Origin of the sequence: Undibacterium sp. Xuan67W, assembly GCF_049340165.1 — a bacterium.
In the GTDB taxonomy this organism is placed as follows: domain Bacteria; phylum Pseudomonadota; class Gammaproteobacteria; order Burkholderiales; family Burkholderiaceae_D; genus Undibacterium.
This window is the reverse complement of record NZ_JBMPPN010000001.1, coordinates 51,654-68,780: the sequence shown is the minus strand read 5'-3', so window position 1 is coordinate 68,780 and position 17,127 is coordinate 51,654. Positions and strand designations below refer to the sequence as shown.

General features: G+C 47.1%; 17 protein-coding genes. 10 read left to right on the top strand and 7 right to left on the bottom strand.

All coding sequences use genetic code 11. From position 1 onward, the window contains the following. Nucleotides 1-179: 179 nt before the first annotated feature. On the bottom strand, nucleotides 180-635 hold the full coding sequence (locus ACO0LE_RS00315) for a putative toxin-antitoxin system toxin component, PIN family (protein ID WP_422958436.1): 456 nt from the start codon (nucleotides 633-635) through the stop codon (nucleotides 180-182). A gap of 28 nt (nucleotides 636-663) precedes the next feature. On the opposite strand from ACO0LE_RS00315, the gene yaaA reads away from it, so the two are divergent. Beyond that, a complete protein-coding gene (gene yaaA, locus ACO0LE_RS00310; RefSeq protein ID WP_422958435.1) occupies nucleotides 664-1,440 on the top strand; it encodes a peroxide stress protein YaaA in 777 nt (258 codons plus the stop codon). A gap of 101 nt (nucleotides 1,441-1,541) precedes the next feature. Here the strand turns inward: yaaA and ACO0LE_RS00305 are convergent, their stop codons facing one another. Then, entirely contained in the window at nucleotides 1,542-2,339 is a 798-nt protein-coding gene (locus ACO0LE_RS00305) for an outer membrane protein assembly factor BamD (RefSeq protein WP_422958434.1), read from the bottom strand. Between the two features lie 43 nt (nucleotides 2,340-2,382). Here ACO0LE_RS00305 and ACO0LE_RS00300 point away from each other — a divergent pair, with 43 nt between their 5' ends. Both ACO0LE_RS00300 and pgeF read left to right on the top strand, forming a co-directional pair. Next, nucleotides 2,383-3,429: an RluA family pseudouridine synthase gene (locus ACO0LE_RS00300; protein WP_422958433.1), complete on the top strand. Its 1,047-nt coding sequence runs from the start codon at nucleotides 2,383-2,385 to the stop codon at nucleotides 3,427-3,429. A 50-nt stretch (nucleotides 3,430-3,479) separates the two neighbouring features. Next, nucleotides 3,480-4,238 (top strand): peptidoglycan editing factor PgeF, encoded by a 759-nt coding sequence (pgeF, locus tag ACO0LE_RS00295; RefSeq protein WP_422958432.1) that lies wholly within the window; start codon nucleotides 3,480-3,482, stop codon nucleotides 4,236-4,238. Nucleotides 4,239-4,244: 6 nt separating this feature from the next. Here the strand turns inward: pgeF and ACO0LE_RS00290 are convergent, their stop codons facing one another. After that, on the bottom strand, nucleotides 4,245-4,499 hold the full coding sequence (locus ACO0LE_RS00290) for a hypothetical protein (RefSeq protein WP_422958431.1): 255 nt from the start codon (nucleotides 4,497-4,499) through the stop codon (nucleotides 4,245-4,247). Nucleotides 4,500-4,669: 170 nt separating this feature from the next. On the opposite strand from ACO0LE_RS00290, the gene phaC reads away from it, so the two are divergent. The 7 genes from phaC to ACO0LE_RS00255 all read left to right on the top strand — a co-directional run bounded on the left by phaC (nucleotide 4,670) and on the right by ACO0LE_RS00255 (nucleotide 11,936). Continuing rightward, complete coding sequence (gene phaC, locus ACO0LE_RS00285) at nucleotides 4,670-6,388, top strand: class I poly(R)-hydroxyalkanoic acid synthase (RefSeq protein ID WP_422958430.1); 1,719 nt, start codon at nucleotides 4,670-4,672, stop codon at nucleotides 6,386-6,388. A gap of 37 nt (nucleotides 6,389-6,425) precedes the next feature. Then, complete coding sequence (locus ACO0LE_RS00280) at nucleotides 6,426-7,166, top strand: 3-ketoacyl-ACP reductase (RefSeq protein ID WP_422956899.1); 741 nt, start codon at nucleotides 6,426-6,428, stop codon at nucleotides 7,164-7,166. Nucleotides 7,167-7,409: 243 nt separating this feature from the next. After that, nucleotides 7,410-7,964: a polyhydroxyalkanoate synthesis repressor PhaR gene (gene phaR / locus ACO0LE_RS00275; protein ID WP_422956898.1), complete on the top strand. Its 555-nt coding sequence runs from the start codon at nucleotides 7,410-7,412 to the stop codon at nucleotides 7,962-7,964. Nucleotides 7,965-8,033: 69 nt separating this feature from the next. Further along, entirely contained in the window at nucleotides 8,034-9,422 is a 1,389-nt protein-coding gene (gene rimO / locus ACO0LE_RS00270; protein ID WP_422958429.1) for a 30S ribosomal protein S12 methylthiotransferase RimO, read from the top strand. 25 nt (nucleotides 9,423-9,447) lie between these two features. Continuing rightward, nucleotides 9,448-9,915 (top strand): hypothetical protein, encoded by a 468-nt coding sequence (locus tag ACO0LE_RS00265; RefSeq protein ID WP_422958428.1) that lies wholly within the window; start codon nucleotides 9,448-9,450, stop codon nucleotides 9,913-9,915. 295 nt (nucleotides 9,916-10,210) lie between these two features. Next, the gene (locus tag ACO0LE_RS00260; protein WP_422958427.1) at nucleotides 10,211-11,389 is read left to right on the top strand and encodes a cystathionine beta-lyase; all 1,179 of its coding nucleotides are present in this window, start codon (nucleotides 10,211-10,213) and stop codon (nucleotides 11,387-11,389) included. 58 nt (nucleotides 11,390-11,447) lie between these two features. Next, on the top strand, nucleotides 11,448-11,936 hold the full coding sequence (locus tag ACO0LE_RS00255; RefSeq protein WP_422958426.1) for an energy transducer TonB: 489 nt from the start codon (nucleotides 11,448-11,450) through the stop codon (nucleotides 11,934-11,936). A gap of 279 nt (nucleotides 11,937-12,215) precedes the next feature. Here ACO0LE_RS00255 and ACO0LE_RS00250 read toward each other — a convergent pair whose 3' ends face one another. The 4 genes from ACO0LE_RS00250 to ACO0LE_RS00235 all read right to left on the bottom strand — a co-directional run bounded on the left by ACO0LE_RS00250 (nucleotide 12,216) and on the right by ACO0LE_RS00235 (nucleotide 17,075). Next, the gene (locus ACO0LE_RS00250) at nucleotides 12,216-12,464 is read right to left on the bottom strand and encodes a hypothetical protein (RefSeq protein ID WP_422958425.1); all 249 of its coding nucleotides are present in this window, start codon (nucleotides 12,462-12,464) and stop codon (nucleotides 12,216-12,218) included. A gap of 274 nt (nucleotides 12,465-12,738) precedes the next feature. Next, nucleotides 12,739-15,474: an aconitate hydratase AcnA gene (gene acnA, locus ACO0LE_RS00245; protein ID WP_422958424.1), complete on the bottom strand. Its 2,736-nt coding sequence runs from the start codon at nucleotides 15,472-15,474 to the stop codon at nucleotides 12,739-12,741. A 100-nt stretch (nucleotides 15,475-15,574) separates the two neighbouring features. Further along, nucleotides 15,575-16,066: a hypothetical protein gene (locus tag ACO0LE_RS00240; RefSeq protein ID WP_422958423.1), complete on the bottom strand. Its 492-nt coding sequence runs from the start codon at nucleotides 16,064-16,066 to the stop codon at nucleotides 15,575-15,577. A 37-nt stretch (nucleotides 16,067-16,103) separates the two neighbouring features. Beyond that, nucleotides 16,104-17,075 carry an HpcH/HpaI aldolase/citrate lyase family protein gene (locus ACO0LE_RS00235; protein WP_422958422.1) on the bottom strand — a complete coding sequence of 324 codons (972 nt, stop codon included), beginning with the start codon at nucleotides 17,073-17,075 and terminating at the stop codon, nucleotides 16,104-16,106. Nucleotides 17,076-17,127 lie beyond the last annotated feature (52 nt).

The following is a 17,127-nucleotide window of genomic DNA, read 5'->3' as shown; positions in this document are numbered from 1 at the left end:
GTCCACAAACATCATGGTATTTCATACAGATTAATCTTACTAGATTGTCCGGAGCACGGGGTCTTGTAATTTCACTCCATGGTAACAGGACTTGCGTGCTCTTAGAATAACCCCGGGAAATAAAATTTGTCATCTATTTATTCAAGACTTTGTCAGTTGATGCTGACTTGTCGCACCAGTTACAACACTCCTTGAGCGAATTGAGTGAGCCTGAGTATAAATTTCTCGGGAGTCTCGATTTCATACAGACCAAGTTGACGGATTTTTCTGGTGAGTTTTAAAAGGGCTTTATCTTTTGTGACGAGCACGTCGGCTTTGGTATCCCTTGTTATTTCCAGAAATTTCTGATCATCCTTGTCGCTGCAGACAGGCAGTTTGATGGCTAGTGGTTCTGGTGGAGTCTGTACCTCGATCAGACGATCAAATTCTTGAATGATATTTTCTTTCAGGTCTGTTTGAACCGGCAAATGAGGATAATTAAGAACGGCCAGCCATTCTTGCCGGCAGTCGTCGCGGGTGATGGCCTTAATGCTGCCATCATTGAGGCCATTCATGAGCAGAATCCAGCGCGGATCACGAAATACAAATAAATCCAGACATACATTGGTGTCAAGCACCACACGCTTAGGTATCATTGAGGCTGTCATCTTTCTTAAAAATATTATGCTGATTGTATTATCGCCTGCGAAGAGTCTAAATTATGAAACACCTCCAAAAACAAAAATAGCGAGTCATCCCGAATTAATGGACGACGCCGCCCAGTTGATCAAAATTGCAAAAACCTTGAAAGCAGATCAGTTATCGGCGCTGATGGATATTTCCCCTAGTCTTGCCGAGTTAAATGTGGAGCGGTTTCACGCTTGGTCGCGTACACCAGAGAGTGATAAGGTCAAGCAGGCAGTACTGGCATTTAATGGCGATGTTTATGACGGTTTGCAAGCGCCTTTGTTGACGGTGGCGCAGTCCAATTATCTGCAAGATCATGTGCGAATTTTATCTGGCTTATATGGTGTATTGAAGCCGTATGACCTGATGCAGGCATATCGTCTGGAAATGGGAACCCGCTTGCAAACGGCTCAAGGAAATACCTTGTACTCGTTTTGGGGAGATAAAGTCACAGAGGTTTTGAGTCAACTATTGGCGCAGCAAAAAAATAAAATACTGGTCAATCTGGCATCTGAAGAATATTTCAAAGTAGTGAAACCGAAGTTATTGCCTGGATCCGTGATCACGCCGATTTTTAAAGACCATAAAAACGGGCAATACAAAATCATTTCTTTTTATGCAAAACGCGCCCGCGGCCTGATGGCGCGGTATTGTGCACTGCATAAAATCAGCAATCCCGAGAAATTAAAAGAATTCGATCTTGAGGGGTATGCCTATTACCCGGAAGAGTCAGATCAGCAGCGCTGGATTTTTCGCCGCAAGTTAGCGGATTAAGTGTGTTCTCTACGCGTCGTAGAATAAAAAAAGCCTCTGAATAAGAGGCTTTTAACTTTAGCTGGGCTGAGATAAGCTGATCTGTTGCTCGTCAGTGTGACTTACCAGAGCTTCCACCAGGCAGTTTTTTTGTTACCTTTTCCGTTTAGATAAGGGCTGTTCGGGAAATTTTTGATAAACACACGATTAGCGTCGTCACGCAGCTCTGTCATACCCATTGCATCATAAGAACGGACCAGAATCGACATCGCTTCTTCCGTTGCCGGTGCATCCGGGTACTCGGTAATGGCGGACTGTGCCCGGTTGGCAGCAGCGAGGTAAGCACCACGACGCAGATAGTAGTTGCCAACGTGTACATCATATTGCGCCAGTGCATTAACCAGATACTTCATGCGGGCAATCGCATCTGGCGTATATTTGCTGTCAGGGAATTGCACTGCTAATTGCTTGAAAGCATCAAACGAGTCGCGAGACGCTTTTGGATCACGTTCGGTAATGTCCTGGTTCGCCAGGAAATTCATGATGCCGAGCTGATCGTTAAAATTGATCAAGCCGCGCAGGTAATACATGTAATCGACGCTTTCGTGATTAGGGTGCAGTTTGATAAAACGTTCAACTGCTGCTAGCGCTTGCGCCTGATCACCTTGTTTGTAGTAAGCGTAGGCAATTTCCATCTGCGCTTGCTGGGCATACGTACCGAAAGGAAAACGTGATTCGAGACGTTCAAAATACTGAACAGCCTTTTCATAACCACCATTATTTAATTCATCTTTTGCTTCAGCGTATAATTTTGCAGCATTCCATGTTTTGGTTTCATCTGTCTTTTCACCGAATACTCCGCAACCTGCCAGTGAAATAGCGAGGATGAGGCCAAACAATTTTATAGATTTAATTTGCATAGATTTTTGCGTGTGCATGAAAACAATTTACGGATTATAGCCGATGGCAATTAATGTGATACCAACTGAAGCAACGATTTTCTCCGATACCCAACTTGAAGGAGGCTTTGTCGAGCTTGAAGATGGTGAAGAAACTGACGATTTACCGTCCCAAATCGAAACAATCGCCTTGAAATTAAGTCCTGCGGATTGTGGCGAGCGTTTGGACAAGACTTTGTCTAAACTGGTTCCACAATATTCAAGAAGCCGTATTCAGCAATGGATAGAGGCGGGTTTTGTAAGCATGGATGGTCAGATAGTGCGAGGTAAGACCACCGTGCTCGGCGACGAGGATATCATCATCCAGCCACAAGCGGCGCCGGATGAAGGTGCTTATAAGCCAGAGGCAATGCAGCTGGATATTATTTATGAGGATGACTCCTTGCTTGTACTAAATAAACCAGCCGGTTTAGTTGTTCATCCTGCTGCGGGTAACTGGTCCGGTACGTTGTTAAATGGCTTATTGCATCGATTTCCTGCGCTGGCAGGTGTGCCGCGCGCGGGTATCGTGCACCGGCTGGATAAAGATACTTCCGGATTAATGGTCGTGGCTAAGACATTGATTGCGCAAACAGAGCTGGTCAGGCAATTGCAGGCCAGAACGGTTAGCCGCGAATACTATGCATTGGTCTGGGGTACGCCTAAACCTTCTGGTATAGTTGATGCAGCAATGGCCAGACATCCAAAAGACAGAATCAAGATGGCGGTTTCAGAGAGCATGCTGGCTAAACCTGCTGTCACCCATTATCAAAGAATCGCTGCCGGTATGCTGGAGCGTTTTCCGGTCAGCCTGGTGGCCTGTCAGCTGGAAACCGGACGTACGCACCAGATTCGCGTACATATGCATTCTTTGGGCTTTCCATTGGTGGGTGACACTTTATATGGCAAGCAGCATCTGGCACGCTTTTTCCCTCGTCAGGCTTTACAGGCGCGTAAATTGGGCTTGATTCATCCCGAGACCCACGAGCACGTTGAATGGGAGGTGAATCTGGCGGATGATTTCTCCGAGTTGCTATTGCGATCGGGGATTACGTCGATACGGGCATCATGAATTTTTCAGAACAAGCAAGTCCATCGATCAACCAATCTGTAAATGACTTGATGAGCCTTCCCATCATTCATCCGGATTGGGGAGGTGTTCCTTTGAACGTACAGGGATTTTGTACAACGCGCATGGGCGGTTTTAGCAAGTCACCCTACGATGATGGCCAGGGAGGTGGTGGCAACAATCTTGGTGATCATGTTGGTGACTCACCGGAATCGGTTGCCCGTAATCGACACATGCTAAACCAATTTTTGCCCGATGATGTCACATTCTTATCACAAGTGCATGGCACAATTGTCTTGGATGCGGCGACATTGCATGCGGGTGATCTGGGGGATGCCGTAATTACTGCCGTACCAAACACGGTCTGTGCCGTATTGACTGCAGATTGTTTGCCGGTTTTGTTTTCTGATGATAAAGGCAAGGTGGTGGCTGCCGCTCATGCCGGTTGGCGTGGGCTGGCTGCTGGCGTGTTGCAAAACACGGTAATCAAAATGCGTGATGCTGGTGCAGACAACATTATTGCCTGGATGGGACCGGCGATTGGTCCTGATGAGTTTGAAGTGGGACAGGATGTGGTTGATGCGTTTCAATTGCGAGCGCGTACCTCGGAAAAGTTTTTTAAACAAAAAGCAGAAGAAGGAAAATATCTGGCAGATATCTATGGACTTGCACGCTACGTTTTAGCGAAGGCCGGTGTAGATCAGGTCTATGGCGGAGATCGTTGTACCGTGACCGAAAAAGGGCAATTTTATTCGTACCGGCGTGACGGTGTTACTGGTCGTATGGCGAGCCTGATCTGGATTTCGCCTTGAATTGTTTTATTTGCTGACGGGTTTGTTTTGTTCAGATTGCGCGCCGTCCGCATTGGTTTTGTCTCTGGCTAATGCTGCTTTCATGAGTTGAACATCGCGGTCTCTTTGTTTTTTTCGGGCAGGCGTGCGCCACAGATATAAAAATAATGCTAAAGGCAACACACAGTACATTAAAAACGTCATAATTCCAGCAACAGGTGTCGGCTCAGTGATCGACATCATGAGCACAACATAGATCCAAGCAATCGCAATAATATACATACTACGTAGTCCAATATTTCATTCAACAAGTAAAACAGAGTTAGCGAGAAGAATTTGTAGATAAACTTACGTTCATCCACAACATGTAGTCAGCACAAAGCACGAAAATAAGTAAGCCGTTGTAAAGCCATACAGTAACCGCAACAATACGCGAAAAACAGGAGGCACGCATGAAGACTTATGATCCTCAAGCTATGTACTCCGATTGGATGTCACAGCTAGTGAATCAAGATAAATGGCAGGAGCGGATGAAGCCTGCCGCGGCAATGAACCATTTGCCGATGCTGGATGCGTTGAAGGAGGTGGGAGCAAAGATTGATCCTGCTGTCATGAGCCAACTTCAAGGCGATTACATGCGAGAATTTGGGAAGCTTTGGCAAGATTTTTTTGTCTCCAAAGTTCCGGATTTCAGCGATAAGCGTTTCTCGTCCCCCGATTGGCACAATCATGCAATGCATGCTTACAGTGCCGCCTCCTATTTGCTGAATGCGCGCTTTTTGATGGCGATGGCAGAATCTGTCGATGCATCAGAAAAAGTAAAACAAAAAATTCGTTTTGCTGTGCAGCAAATGATCGATGCGATGTCGCCGGCAAATTTTCTTGTTACCAACCCTGAAGCGCAGGCGAAATTAATTGAGAGCAAAGGCGAGAGTCTGGCAAAAGGTATTAGCCACATGCTCGCGGATATGCAAAAAGGGCGTATCTCACAAACCGATGAATCGGCATTTGAAGTGGGAAAAAATGTCGCTACCACCGAGGGAACCGTTGTTTTTGAGAATCGTCTGTTCCAGCTAATTCAATATACCCCGCTTACCAAAACCGTCCATCAGCGGCCCCTGCTCATGGTTCCTCCCTGCATCAACAAATTCTACATTCTGGATCTGCAACCTGAGAACTCAGTCGTGCGTTACGCCGTGGAACAAGGGCATACGGTCTTTCTCGTGTCTTGGGCAAATCCGCATGAATCTTTGTCTCATGTGACTTGGGACGATTACATCGAAGAAGGTGCCATTACCGCAATCCGCGTTGCACAAGACATCAGCAAGCAGGACCAGATCAATGTGTTTGGTTTTTGTGTCGGTGGCACCATTGTTTCAACTGCATTGGCAGCACTGGCAGACCGCGGTGAGCAACCAGCTAGTAGCCTGACTCTGTTGACGACGTTGCTGGATTTTTCTGATACCGGCATTCTGGATGTGTTCGTCGATGAAATGCAGGTCAGCATGCGCGAGCAAACCTTAAATCAGGGTGGTCTGATGCCGGGTCGCGATCTCGCCAGTACCTTTTCTAGCTTGCGGGCGAATGATTTGGTGTGGAATTACGTACAGTCGAATTACCTCAAAGGCGAGAGCCCGCCGCCATTCGATCTTTTGTATTGGAACGCAGACAGCACCAATTTGCCAGGCCCTATGTTTTGCTGGTATTTGCGCAATACCTATCTTGAGAATAACTTGAAACAGCCGGATAAGCTGACCGTGGTGGGGAATCACATTGATCTGGGTAAAATTGATGCCCCCGTATTTGTCTATGGGTCGCGTGAAGATCATATCGTGCCCTGGCAGGCCGCATATGCCTCAACGGCTTTGCTGAATCCTAAGAAAAAAACGCGTAATCAGTTCATTCTTGGTGCTTCAGGACATATTGCCGGAGTCGTCAATCCGCCTGCAAAAAAGAAAAGGAGCTATTGGACCAATAGCAAACTTGATGCCGAACCGCAAAAATGGTTTGATGGCGCAACGGAACATCCTGGTAGCTGGTGGCCAGAGTGGGCAGTTTTTTTGGGGGAGCATGGTGGCAAAATGGTGAAGGCTCCCACGAAGCCCGGAAATACAAGTTACAAGGCAATAGAGCCTGCACCTGGGCGATATGTCAAAGTAAGAGCAGATTAGTCAGTTCAGTCGTTCATTAATAATATCGGAGATAAAAATGTCAAAACGTATAGCGTATGTAACTGGTGGTATGGGGGGGATCGGGACTCCAATTTGCAGGCGCTTATGCCAAGATGGTTACACTGTCGTTGCTGGTTGCGGCCCTAATTCGCCGCGTAAAGATAAATGGCTGGCAGATATGCGTGCTGAAGGCTACGATATTCACGCATCTGAAGGCAATGTCTCTGATTGGGAATCGACAAAAGCAGCATTTGAAAAAGTCAAAGCGGAGATCGGTGAAGTTGATGTGCTGGTGAATAATGCCGGCATTACAAGGGATGGACAGTTCCGCAAAATGAGTAAGGCCGATTGGGATGCCGTTATGGATACCAATCTGAACTCTTTGTTCAATGTCACTAAACAGGTGATTGACGGAATGGCTGATCGTGGTTGGGGGCGTATTATCAATATTTCTTCAGTCAACGGTCAAAAAGGTCAGTTTGGTCAAACTAATTACTCAACAGCAAAAGCTGGTATTCACGGATTTACCATGGCATTGGCTCAAGAGGTTGCAACCAAGGGGGTAACGGTCAATACGGTTTCTCCAGGTTACGTCGGTACGGACATGGTTCGTGCAATTCGTCCAGATGTGCTGGAGAAAATCGTCTCTGGTATTCCCGTGAAGCGTCTGGCAGAACCTAGCGAAATTGCCTCCATCGTTGCCTGGATCGCCTCTGATGATGGCGGATATGCAACAGGTTCCGACTTCTCTATCAATGGTGGCTTGCATATGGGCTAATTTCCTGACGGAGATTTGTCGCATTGCGGTAAAATAATGCCCATCGGAATCGACAGATTTCGATGGGCTTGTCATTTATAAGAAAAAAAGTTGTACTATTAAAAACAGAGGACAAACAGATCTCGTATTTTTATTTTATTTATAAAAATGCATCATTTGTTTGCTTAGATTGTGCGTTAGCGTAAGCAGGGCGAAACCATCCTTGCTTCTTATCAGCTTAACGATTTATTAATTGAGAATTCAATGAATAGTGCAAAAAAATCGACGCAGCATTTGATTAAAAAATATCCAAATCGTCGTCTTTACGATACACAAACCAGTAGCTACATCACCTTGGTTGATGTCAAACAATTTGTTCTTGAGAATGACGACTTTGCCGTTATTGACGCAAAAACGGGAGAAGATTTGACCCGCAGTATTTTGCTGCAGATCATTCTTGAGGAAGAAGCTGGCGGCACGCCGATGTTCTCCAGTGTCGCGCTGGCACAGATCATTCGTTATTATGGCCACGCGATGCAGGGCATGATGGGGAATTATCTGGAAAAAAATATTCAGGCATTTATCGATATTCAAAATAAGCTTGCCGAAAATTCTAAAGGTGTCTATGAAGGTAAGCCGTTTAGTCCTGAGATGTGGGCACAGTTTATGAATGTACAGGGACCGATGATGCAGGGCATGATGGGGAATTACATCGAGCAAAGCAAAAATCTGTTTGTACAAATGCAAGAGCAAATGCAAAGCCAGACTAAAAATATGTTCGGCGTTTTCCCATTTGGGGCTGACGATAAGTCGAAATAGATCACAGTAGAAATAAGATGTCTCTTGGAAGAGGTACAATAGCAGATTGCTTTGTACCTCTTTTTCATTATGTCCATTACTACTCCCATTCAGACGATTACTCCATTGGCTACTAATCCCAAGGTTGGTTTCGTCTCCCTCGGTTGCCCGAAAGCGCTTGTCGACTCCGAGCAAATCCTGACGCAGTTGCGTGCTGAGGGCTACGACACTGCCAAGTCTTACGAGGGGGCGGATCTGGTGATCGTGAATACTTGCGGCTTTATCGATGCCGCGGTTCAGGAATCCCTCGATGCGATCGGTGAAGCGTTGGCAGAAAATGGCAAAGTGATCGTAACTGGTTGTCTGGGTGCGAAAAAAGATGCCAATGGTGATGACATGATTATGTCCATTCATCCGAAGGTGCTGGCAGTGACCGGGCCGCATGCGTTGGGCGAGGTCATGGATGCGGTGCATGTGCATTTACCAAAACCACATGAGCCATTCATCGATCTGGTGCCGGCACAGGGCGTTAAGCTGACGCCGAAGCATTTTGCTTATCTGAAAATTTCTGAAGGCTGCAATCATCGCTGTAGCTTTTGCATTATTCCCTCTATGCGTGGTGATCTGGTATCGCGCCCCATTGCTGATATCATGCTTGAGGCAGAAAATTTATTCAAAGCTGGCGTGAAAGAACTCCTGGTGATTTCACAAGACACCAGTGCCTATGGTGTTGACGTGAAATTCCGTATGGGATTTTGGAATGGCAAGCCAGTGAAAACTCATATGACGCAGCTGGTTGAAGCCTTAGGCGATCTGGCTAAACAATATAACGCCTGGGTGCGTTTGCATTATGTTTATCCGTATCCGCATGTGGATCAGATCATTCCTTTCATGAACAATGGTCATGTCTTGCCATACCTGGATGTGCCATTGCAGCATGCGCATCCAGATGTCCTGAAACGTATGAAGCGTCCTGCTAGTGGCGAAAAAAATATCGAGCGTATCCGGGCATGGCGCGAAATGTGTCCAGAGATCACGATCCGTTCTACTTTTATCGCAGGATTTCCTGGTGAAACAGAAGAGGAATTCGAGTATCTGCTCGACTTCTTGAAAGAAGCTGAAATCGATCGCTTGGGCTGTTTTGCTTATTCTCCGGTCGAAGGCGCTACTGCGAATGAACTGGCGAATCCCGTCCCCGATGAGGTTCGCGAAGATCGTCGTCGTCGTGTCATGGAGCTGCAGGAAGGTATTTCTAAAAAGCGTCTGCAAGCCAAAATCGGTAAAACCGTTCGCGTGCTTATCGACGAAATCGATCGTAGCGGTGGTGTTGGCCGCTCTCCTGCAGATGCTCCTGAGATTGATGGCGTTGTGTATGTAAAACCACCGTTTGAACCCCATCGTAAGTTGAAAGTCGGTGAATTTGTCGACGTTCTTATCACCGCAGCAGATGCGCATGATTTATGGGGCGAGGCGGTATAGTCAGATGCAACAACTCCGATCGAGCATGAGTGGCCTCGTCGTCGCTCTGATGTGTATTGTCCTATCTCTGACAGCCTTGGCGCAAGCTCAACTCGTCAAGGCTGTTACCGTTTCTGTTCTCAAGCAAGCGCATCAATGGCGTGGCAAATTGGGAGATGACACCGTGCAAATGCGTATTCAGCCCAAAGTTGAGGATATTGATAGTGTTGAGGGTGATTATCTTGTCATTGGCAGCAGCCGTAATAAAGGTAACAAAATTTTATTGGCGGGTGAAGTCACCGGTGACGTTTTAAGTATGGAAGAATCTGAGGATGGCGTTGATGTCTCGGGGCAATGGGATGGCAAGCTTGAGGGCAGGGTATTGCGCGGTAAATGGCAATCTGATGATGGCAAGGTAGTCAAAGATTTTGTACTCGAAATGGTGCCTGTCGCAAATACCTCGGCTAACACGGCGCCAACCAAGTCAGTTAAAAAAACGACGGATATAAAATAGAACTTACTTACTTCATCAATAGAAGTAGCAGTGAAGTGAGTTCCAGTTGTGTCTGTTGTTTCTCTATCAAATTAACCTGATATCTATCTGCGCCATTTTTGACCCATTTCGTTCAGCAACGGCATGGCGCCCGCATTTAATTTTCACCATCAACTTCCGCTATCATAAGACTTCTCCGGTATTTCACCGCGTAACCGTAATGTCTTGTTACAGCACAATGTGCTCAGCCTCAGATTAAACATCGTAAAATCATGTCATCGCATTGTGATTGAAATGCACTCTTTTGACATCAATTATGACCACATCCAAAAAGCACGGTAGCAATACTGCCTTAGTCCATTCTGACTACCAGGCACCCGAGGGTTTCGCTGCATTTCCTGTGGGGATACACCATGCCTCAACTGTCTTGTTTAAAAACGTAGCAGCGATGCGCGAGCGCAGCTGGCAAAATAAATCGGCCTATACCTATGGTCTACACGGCACGCCGACGAGTTTTACTTTAGAAGCCAGACTGGCCGAAATAGAGCAGGGCGAACATTGTTTACTCGTCCCCAGTGGCTTGGCGGCGATTACGCTGGTTGACATGGCATTTCTGCAAAGTGGTGACGATGTTCTTATTCCTGACAACGCCTATAACCCGAACCGTGAATTAGGTGACTGGCTGGCACGTAGCTTTGGTATCAGTGCGCGCTATTACGATCCAATGATTGGTGCGGGTATTTCGGATCTGATACGGGATAACACTAGGCTGATTTGGGCTGAGGCGCCGGGATCTGTAACGATGGAGGTGCCTGATATTCCCGCAATCTGTGATGCTGCGCACGCCAAAGGCGTTTTGGTCGCATTGGATAATACCTGGTCCGCTGGTGTTGCTTTTCCAGCGTTTGACTATGGCGTGGATATCATCATGCAGGCACTGACCAAATATCAAAGCGGCGGCTCTGACGTGTTAATGGGGGCGGTAATCACGCGTGATCAGACGTTGAACGCCCGCTTGCAGGCCGCGCATATGCGTTTAGGTTTTGGCGTCGGCATGGATGATGCGTATTTGGTTCTGCGTAATTTACCGACACTGAAGTTGCGTTTTGACGCACATGATGCGAGCGCACGCAAAGTCGCTGCGTGGTTACAGACCCGACCGGAGATCAGCAAAGTTTTGCATCCTGCTCTTGCGGAGTGTCCGGGGCACGAAATCTGGAAGCGCGATTTTACCGGCGCAGGTGGTTTGTTCTCGGTCTTGTTTGATGCACGTTACACCGAAGAGCAGACCGATCGTTTTGTCGATGCACTGCAATTATTTAAAATCGGTTTTAGCTGGGGTGGGGCGCATAGTTTGTGCGTACCTTACCGGATTAAACAGATGCGTCAGCATTGGTCGCACGACGGAATTTTGGTGCGTTTTAATATTGGGCTAGAGGATGCAGAAGATCTGATTAATGACATCACCCAGGCGCTTGAAAGCCTAGATGCATGAGATGCCTGGTGCAGATAATCTGGTGTGGAAATATATCGCACAGTAAGGGAAATTCATGATGCAACGTCCAAAACTAAGCCTTTTTCTTTTTTGCTTGCTTGCCGGATGCGCAAGCCGTCCGTTAGACCAGCCGAGCAAGCCAGGGGTACCGCAAGAGACGAAAAAACCGCCAGCACCGACAAAATCGACTAACTCATCGGCGTTTACTCTGAATGGTTATAAAAAGGATCTGGCTCAGCATATCAGTCGTGAGAACGCGAGCTCGACTTATTCTGACCGGCCGCAGGCGCTGTTGCGGGCAGTGATCGTCGTTAAGTTTGCCATCAATGCTGATGGTAAGTTGCTCAGTAGCGAATTAATGCGTACCAATCATGATCAGGCAGCAGAAAAAATTGCCTTGGCAAGTTTGCGTGGCAGTGCGCCTTACCCTAAGCCGGCGTCGTATCTGGTAAAAAATGGACGATTGGAGTTAATCGAAACCTGGTTGTTTAATGATGATGGCCGGTTTCAGTTGCGAACGATTGCGCTACCTCAAGAGTCGGATTGAGATTGTTTTCTGTATACTAAGGGGTAGTATATTTTAAATGCCCTTTATTTTATTGCGAATTAAGGCATATTATATTCTTGTATATGGGGAGTATATGAATTTCTGTTGCGCATATTCACCTGTTCGCTATGCTGACATCATTGCTTAGTAAGACCAATGAAATTAGAAAAATAAAAACCCGGTGACATGCACCGGATTTTTATGCCCATATCTTTTAGTAGTGATATCAAACTATTTTCAACTTGCCTCAAGTTGCTTTAACTAAGGTTACTTTGTGACTTATTTGGAAGAAGCAGATTCTGACGCAGTACTCGCTGGAGCGGTTGGCGTTGCGGATGTTGCTAACGATGCAGCAGTGTCAGCGGGAATGGGAGCTGCTGGTGCTGATGCTGTAGCGCTCGCTGAATGAACTTCCGTCATATCGTGACCAGCTGCCTCACCTTGCATGTTCACTTTGTCGCCAGCTTTAAAAATAAAGAATAAAGCAGCTCCGGCAAAAACGATAAAGGCTACGGCAATTTTCCACATAATGTCTCCTTGGTTTTAAGATAATCTTTGGATGAATCACGCGAGTCTGCACGCGAATCAATCAAACGTGTCAAAGATTACGCTCCGAGACTTACAGGATTCTTTCAGGAACAAGCAATAAAAAAGACCGGAAAATTTCCGGTCTTTTTGGGTGGTTTTTCATTTTACTGACGCTGTACGTCAGATCAATGAATCAATCACGGCAATAAGACTGTATCCGTGATTGATTAATCGAGGCCGTCATTGACGCTAGTGCATTGACAGCCGCTAAAACTTAGGCAGCCAACAACTGACGTAATACGAACGGCAAGATGCCACCGTGTTTGTAGTAATCCACTTCGATCGGTGTATCGATGCGAAGCAGAACTTTGACTTCTTGCTTGTCACCGTTGGCACGATTGATCACTAGCGTTACTTGCTGTTGTGGTTTGATGTCATCTTCAATCCCTTTCAGGTCGTAGGATTCTGTGCCTGTGATACCTAAGGAATCAACGCTATCTGTGCCCAGAAATTGCAGTGGCAATACGCCCATGCCCACCAGATTCGAGCGGTGAATACGTTCGAATGAACGGGCGATGACTGCTTTTACGCCCAGCAATTGCGTGCCTTTAGCCGCCCAGTCGCGTGAGGAACCAGTACCATATTCTTCGCCACCAAAGATCATGGTAGGTACGCCGTCAGTAATGTACTTCATCGCTGCGTCGTAGATGGCCATAGGCTCGCCAGTTGGCTGGAACAGGGTTTCGCCGCCTTCAACACGGGAGCCATCTTCTTTTGCAGGGATCATCAAATTCTTGATGCGGACATTGGCAAATGTACCGCGCATCATGATTTCGTGATTGCCGCGACGTGAACCGTATGAGTTGAAATCGGCTTTCAAGACACCGTTTTCTTTCAGCCATTTACCTGCAGGGCTGGATTCTTTGATTGAACCTGCTGGGGAAATATGGTCAGTCGTGATCGAATCACCGAACACGCCGAGTGCACGTGCACCGGTGATACCTGTCGCAGCCGCTTTTGGTTCCATCGTGAAGTCAGCGAAGAACGGTGGTTCAGCGATGTAGGTAGATGTAGGCCAGTTGTAGACTTCACCTTCCGCCACGCCTTTGATGTTTTCCCACAGTTTGCCTGGCGCACCTTTAACGTCTGCGTAGTTATCTTTGAACGTTTTAGAGTTCATCGCAAACTTCATCAACTTGTTGATTTCTGCACTGGTTGGCCAGATGTCGCCCAGGAAAATATCTTTACCTTTGACGCGACCAACTGGTTCTGTCATCAGATCCTTCGTCATGTTGCCAGCAATCGCGTAAGCAACAACCAATGGAGGTGATGCCAGGAAGTTGGAGCGGATATTCGGGTGAATACGTGCTTCGAAGTTGCGGTTGCCGGACAAAATAGCGGATGCCACGATATCGTTCGCTACGATGGCTTCGTTCATCGCCGGAGTCAGATCGCCTGCATTACCGATGCAGGTTGTACAGCCGTAAGCAGTGACGCCGAAACCGAGTTTTTCCAGGTATGGCAGCAATCCTGCTGCTTCCAGATATTTAGTGACGACACGGGAGCCAGGCGCCAGCGAAGTTTTAATATGTGGTGCAACTTTTAAGCCGGCTTCAACCGCTTTTTTCGCCAGCAAGCCAGCTGCCAGCAAGACGCTAGGGTTGGATGTGTTGGTGCAAGAGGTAATCGCGGCAATCAGGACGTCACCGTTTTTGACCTTTACGTTGTCAGAATTGGTGTAGACCGCATCTAGGTCTCCTGCTTTTTTATTAAAGCCGTTTTCGGATGTTGGTTTGGCAAACAGGTCGGCAAAAGTGGATTTTACGTTGCCGATTTCGATACGGTCTTGCGGGCGTTTAGGGCCGGCTAATGAAGGTGCTACAGTGGACAGATCGAGAGAGATTTCTGTCGTGTAGTCAATGTCGCCAGCCTTAGGGATGCCGAACATCTTCTGGGCTTTGAAATAGCCTTCGAATGCGTCGATTTCTGCTTTAGTACGGCCGGTGCCTTTGAAATAGTCAATAGTGGCTTCATCAACAGGGAAGAAGCCCATCGTAGCACCGTATTCCGGCGCCATGTTGGCGATGGTTGCACGATCTGTCAGGGATAAAGTGCGTGTACCTTCGCCGAAGAATTCAACGAATTTACCAACGACTTTTGCTTTGCGCAGCAGTTCAGTAATAGTCAGTACCAGATCCGTTGCAGTGCAACCTTCGCGCAGTGCGCCTGTCAGGTTCACGCCGACTACGTCAGGTGTCAGGAAGTAGACTGGCTGACCGAGCATGCCAGCTTCTGCTTCGATACCGCCCACACCCCAGCCAACTACACCAATACCGTTGATCATTGTGGTGTGAGAGTCTGTACCGACCAGAGTGTCTGGGTAGTAGATGTCGTTTTTCTTCGCATCTTTAATTTTGTGAACGCCGCGCGCCAGATATTCCAGATTGACCTGGTGAACGATACCAAAACCTGGAGGAACCACGCCGAATGTATCGAACGCTTGCATACCCCATTTCATGAACTGATAGCGCTCGTTGTTACGAGAAAATTCCAGTTTCATGTTCAGGTCGAGTGCTTTCTTTTCACGGAAATGATCGATTTGTACGGAGTGATCGACCACCAGATCAACCGGCACCAGTGGTTCGATATTTTTAGGATTTTTGCCTTGCTTGGCAGCGACGTTGCGCATTGCAGCCAAGTCAGCCAGCAGTGGAACACCTGTGAAATCTTGCAAAACAACACGGGAAACTACAAACGGGATCTCATCAGTGCGATCAGCTTTAGCGCTCCAGTTGGCGAGCTGTTTGACATGCTCTTCAGTGACTTTTTTGCCGTCGCAGTTGCGCAAAACGGATTCGAGTACCACGCGGATGGAGACTGGCAAGCGTGAGATTTTCGCCCCCAGATTTTTTTCCAGAGCGGGCAGGGAATAAAATTTACCTTTTTTGGAATCTGAAATCTTAAAATCTTTCAGGGTTTTGAATGCATCTTTATACGCATTTTGGCTCATGGCTGTTCCTTATTTTTACGAAAATCAATCATCAAAACTAATCGTCTTACTTATTACTGCTTACAATTTTTACTGCGTTTTTTTAACTTGATACGACTACTTATTTTGCTTGTATTGCTGCCTGGGTTTTTAACTCAACTTCGGCAATCACCTGGTCGGTCGTTTTGCATTCATTCGCCAATTGCTGACCACGATGCGAATCTAGTAACAGACCTTTTGCAGGGATGCCGATCCAGAGGAGGCCTGCTTTACGGTTTTCAAAGCGATGCGCGCCGGTAGTTGTTTCCATGCGGGTCAGACGATACAGGCGTTTTTTCCAGCGCATTGCCATGTGTTTGTCGTCATCAGCGTTGGTGTACATCGTCAGTACGTTGCCGAGCTCACATTTGTACTCAAAGGTTTTACTTTCCTTGACATCGGGCTCGCCGTCGTCGTCGTCAAGTGCCACGGGCGCTGCTGGTTTTGCTGCTGCCTTGGGCGTTTTTGTCGCCACCTTGGTTTTTGGTGCGGGTGTTGTTTGTGCATTAGCCGATACTTGTGATAGCCCAAGGCTCAGAATGACGCAGTTAATAATTTGTAAAAATTTCTTCATCTGTATCTCCGTATATCTTATGATCGTTACTGCTGAATTACATGAAAGCATAGCCTTGTTCCGGTAACTGAATCTGACTTTGCTGTGCTCTTTTTAATAAAGTCCAATAGTAACGGTAACTTGCTCTGTCATGAAGACGTCCGTTAAGCTGGATTGGTCCCCATTCTTTTTGTTGAGCTGCCCCCAAAATGCTGATTGCCTCGTTAATCTCAGCACTCCTTGGTGACAATGCCTTGACTATTGGCTTGATTTGGTCGGGATGTATGCTCCACATTCTGGTATAACCGCACTCCATCATCGCGCGTGTCGCGTCACCCGCGACAATAGCAGTGTCTTTGATTTCTGTGGTTACATTGTGTGACGCGATTTTCCCAAACCGATGGCAGGCGGCTGCTATTTCCAGCTTTGCGCGCATGACCAGAGGGTGTGTAAACTGTCCGGGAGAACGCATGGCATTTGAAGGGATTGCGCCGTAATGAGCTGAGACGAAATCCATGATGCCGAATGACAGACAGGCGATTTGCGGAATGGCTGCGATCTGCTGTACTTCGGCAAGCGCACCGTGCGTCTCTATCAGTACATGTATAGGTAAAGGCGATGGGCGATGCGGGGAGAACTGTTGATTTACTTTGTCAATTGCGTGTTTGACTTGCTGAGCACTATTGATCTTTGGCAGAACCAGATAGGCAAGTTTGCTCGCAGCAATCGGGGCAATGATGGCGATGTCTAGTTCAAAATAGGGACTGTCCACATCGTGAACGCGCACACCAATGCGTTGAAATTGATTTTGTTCTGATGCAATCAGATTAGCGACTAGTATGGCGTGATCTGATTCATTGCCTGTCGCAGCGCCGTCCTCACAGTCAAGCGTGATGTCAAATACGGGGCCTAGATCGTTTTGTAAGCTGATGGATTTATGCATCAATTTTTCAGATCCAGCATAATGGTCACAGGCCGGCAATAAGACCGGTTGTTGCTGATCCTGAAATAAGACTTGGGAAGGATGCATTGTCACGCTGTTAGAAAATAATTAGCTGGTTTGACGCAATACATCAAACCAG

Excerpts from the sequence above, each read along its gene's own strand:
- ACO0LE_RS00315 (WP_422958436.1), bottom strand. The coding sequence starts at position 635 with ATGATACCTAAGCGTGTGGTGCTTGACACCAATGTATGTCTGGATTTA.
- yaaA (WP_422958435.1), top strand. The coding sequence starts at position 664 with ATGCTGATTGTATTATCGCCTGCGAAGAGTCTAAATTATGAAACACCT.
- ACO0LE_RS00305 (WP_422958434.1), bottom strand. The coding sequence starts at position 2,339 with ATGCAAATTAAATCTATAAAATTGTTTGGCCTCATCCTCGCTATTTCA.
- ACO0LE_RS00300 (WP_422958433.1), top strand. The coding sequence starts at position 2,383 with ATGGCAATTAATGTGATACCAACTGAAGCAACGATTTTCTCCGATACC.
- pgeF (WP_422958432.1), top strand. The coding sequence starts at position 3,480 with ATGAGCCTTCCCATCATTCATCCGGATTGGGGAGGTGTTCCTTTGAAC.
- ACO0LE_RS00290 (WP_422958431.1), bottom strand. The coding sequence starts at position 4,499 with ATGTATATTATTGCGATTGCTTGGATCTATGTTGTGCTCATGATGTCG.
- phaC (WP_422958430.1), top strand. The coding sequence starts at position 4,670 with ATGAAGACTTATGATCCTCAAGCTATGTACTCCGATTGGATGTCACAG.
- ACO0LE_RS00280 (WP_422956899.1), top strand. The coding sequence starts at position 6,426 with ATGTCAAAACGTATAGCGTATGTAACTGGTGGTATGGGGGGGATCGGG.
- phaR (WP_422956898.1), top strand. The coding sequence starts at position 7,410 with ATGAATAGTGCAAAAAAATCGACGCAGCATTTGATTAAAAAATATCCA.
- rimO (WP_422958429.1), top strand. The coding sequence starts at position 8,034 with ATGTCCATTACTACTCCCATTCAGACGATTACTCCATTGGCTACTAAT.
- ACO0LE_RS00265 (WP_422958428.1), top strand. The coding sequence starts at position 9,448 with ATGAGTGGCCTCGTCGTCGCTCTGATGTGTATTGTCCTATCTCTGACA.
- ACO0LE_RS00260 (WP_422958427.1), top strand. The coding sequence starts at position 10,211 with ATGACCACATCCAAAAAGCACGGTAGCAATACTGCCTTAGTCCATTCT.
- ACO0LE_RS00255 (WP_422958426.1), top strand. The coding sequence starts at position 11,448 with ATGCAACGTCCAAAACTAAGCCTTTTTCTTTTTTGCTTGCTTGCCGGA.
- ACO0LE_RS00250 (WP_422958425.1), bottom strand. The coding sequence starts at position 12,464 with ATGTGGAAAATTGCCGTAGCCTTTATCGTTTTTGCCGGAGCTGCTTTA.
- acnA (WP_422958424.1), bottom strand. The coding sequence starts at position 15,474 with ATGAGCCAAAATGCGTATAAAGATGCATTCAAAACCCTGAAAGATTTT.
- ACO0LE_RS00240 (WP_422958423.1), bottom strand. The coding sequence starts at position 16,066 with ATGAAGAAATTTTTACAAATTATTAACTGCGTCATTCTGAGCCTTGGG.
- ACO0LE_RS00235 (WP_422958422.1), bottom strand. The coding sequence starts at position 17,075 with ATGCATCCTTCCCAAGTCTTATTTCAGGATCAGCAACAACCGGTCTTA.